The sequence below is a fragment of the Psychromonas hadalis ATCC BAA-638 genome, from assembly GCF_000420245.1.
Taxonomy (GTDB): Bacteria; Pseudomonadota; Gammaproteobacteria; order Enterobacterales; family Psychromonadaceae; genus Psychromonas; species Psychromonas hadalis.
This window is the reverse complement of the sequence record NZ_ATUO01000304.1, coordinates 1-1,825: the sequence shown is the minus strand read 5'-3', so window position 1 is coordinate 1,825 and position 1,825 is coordinate 1. Positions and strand designations below refer to the sequence as shown.

Annotated in this window: 3 protein-coding genes; all 3 read left to right on the top strand. The window is 36.8% G+C overall.

Features of this window, described 5'->3' with window-relative positions; genetic code table 11:
- Window positions 1-405 precede the first annotated feature (405 nt).
- The 3 genes from G322_RS24650 (at window position 406) to G322_RS0119080 (ending at window position 1,552) form a co-directional block, all read left to right on the top strand.
- A complete protein-coding gene (locus tag G322_RS24650) occupies window positions 406-588 on the top strand; it encodes a hypothetical protein (RefSeq protein ID WP_022943258.1) in 183 nt (60 codons plus the stop codon).
- Between the two features lie 24 nt (window positions 589-612).
- A complete protein-coding gene (locus tag G322_RS23610; protein WP_022943257.1) occupies window positions 613-783 on the top strand; it encodes a hypothetical protein in 171 nt (56 codons plus the stop codon).
- Window positions 784-904: 121 nt separating this feature from the next.
- On the top strand, window positions 905-1,552 hold the full coding sequence (locus tag G322_RS0119080) for a YdcF family protein (RefSeq protein WP_022943256.1): 648 nt from the start codon (window positions 905-907) through the stop codon (window positions 1,550-1,552).
- Window positions 1,553-1,825: the final 273 nt, after the last annotated feature.

Here is a 1,825-nt window from a genome sequence, read left to right as displayed (position 1 = left end):
GCTATGAATCGGTTTATAATTGAGTTTGAAGACCGTTTAAAGCGCCACCTGTAAAATGGTAATTACACAGAATTATTTACAGGGTCCTTTCTATACCAAGTATCTGCTTGGTATTTTTTTCCTTTATTTTCAATTATGTTTCTGCTTTCTTGATTCAGATTAATTAAATGCCAATCATTTGTTATAGACATCCTATTTTTATATTATTCCTGAAAGTTCATTTAATTTGTCAACTATTTACAACATTACTTTACTATTTTTAGCTTTTTAAAAGGTGGATATGATGTTTAAAAAGTTTAGTGACTGAAAAATATTTAATAAAATCATGAGTATCTCCTTGGCTACCACCCTAATTATTGGTACAGGCATACTGTTTTACTTTATCCCACTTTTTGAAGCGAAAATATGGAAACAGAGAATGCTCAGGTGACCGAAGATATTGCCACTAAAACGGCTCAACAGGGGCAACATGGTGGAGAAGCGGCTGCTGAAACAGTGATTGCAATACGCAACATTGCTACGCAGATAACGGTGACCGAAGATATTTCCTATCAAACAAATCTGTTGGCACTGAATGCGACGATTTAAGCCGCGCGAGCAGGTGTATTTTTTGTGGTTGCCACAGAGGTCAGAAAGCTAGCAGAGCGCACTGCGGGATTAGTGCAGGAGATTGTTGCAACGTCTAATGAGCAAGCAAGCAGTGTAAAGCAGATTAATATTGCGGTGAACCAAATGGATGAATTCACTCAGCAAAATGCAGCTGCTTCTGGGTGCAACAGTTGATGGAATATTTTCATGTGAGAGAATAAAATGACTTAGTCCTGAGTATTGACAGTCTATTTTTATAAAAACACCTCAAATTTGCAGAGGTGCTGAGTAATTACAAATTTTAAAAGGTTTTTTTATGACATTAACGCAATTAATTGAGCAACAAGCAAAGATAATCTGGGATTATCACCTGTTACACCACTCGCTTAAAAAGAGTGATTGTATCTTTGTATTAGGCAGCAATGATATCCGTGTCGCACAGCGTGGTGCCGAGCTTTACTTGGCTGGTTTTGCGCCTCTTTTAATCTTTTCTGGTGCGATTGGTAAACTAACCGAGGGGAAATTTACTTGTTCTGAGGCGCAATATTTTTCCAATATAGCGATAAAAATGGGCGTGCCTGAATCTGCTATTTTAATTGAAGATAAAGCCACCAATACCGGTGAAAATATCAGTTTAACAATGGCATTGTTAAAAGAAAAAAAACTAAAACCCGCCTCTTATATTGTGGTGCAAAAACCTTTTATGGAGCGTCGCGCTTTTGCTGTGTTTAAACACTATCTGCCTGAGCCTGAATTGATCATCACCTCGCCACAAATTAGTTATCAGGACTATGCTAATGCTGATTTAAGCCACGATGATATTTTAAATGTGATGGTGGGGGATCTACAGCGCATTCGTGAATACCCTCAGTTGGGATTTCAAATCGCGCAAGATATCCCTGACAATGTATGGCAAGCTTTTAAGAAAATGGTGGCTTGGGGTTATACAAAGCATCTGATTTAACAATACCTTCGCCAATTTGATTTAAGCTTAAAATGGAATTTTACACTAATATAAATCAAATACTTACAGGTAAAAAAGTCAGCTAAAATGGGTTGGTTTCCATTTTGGTGAAGGTATTTATTTAAAAGACAACTTTTAAATCAGATGTGCTAGTGTTGACGCTTAGGAATCGTTACATAATAACTTGCGCTAAATTGTTTTCAAAAAGCCTGAAGGAATCGTTACAAAATAACTTGCGATAAATTGTTTCCAAAAAGCCTTAAGTGACTGGCT

Coding starts and splice junctions, on each gene's coding strand:
- G322_RS24650 (WP_022943258.1), top strand. CDS start 406: ATGGAAACAGAGAATGCTCAGGTGACCGAAGATATTGCCACTAAAACG.
- G322_RS0119080 (WP_022943256.1), top strand. CDS start 905: ATGACATTAACGCAATTAATTGAGCAACAAGCAAAGATAATCTGGGAT.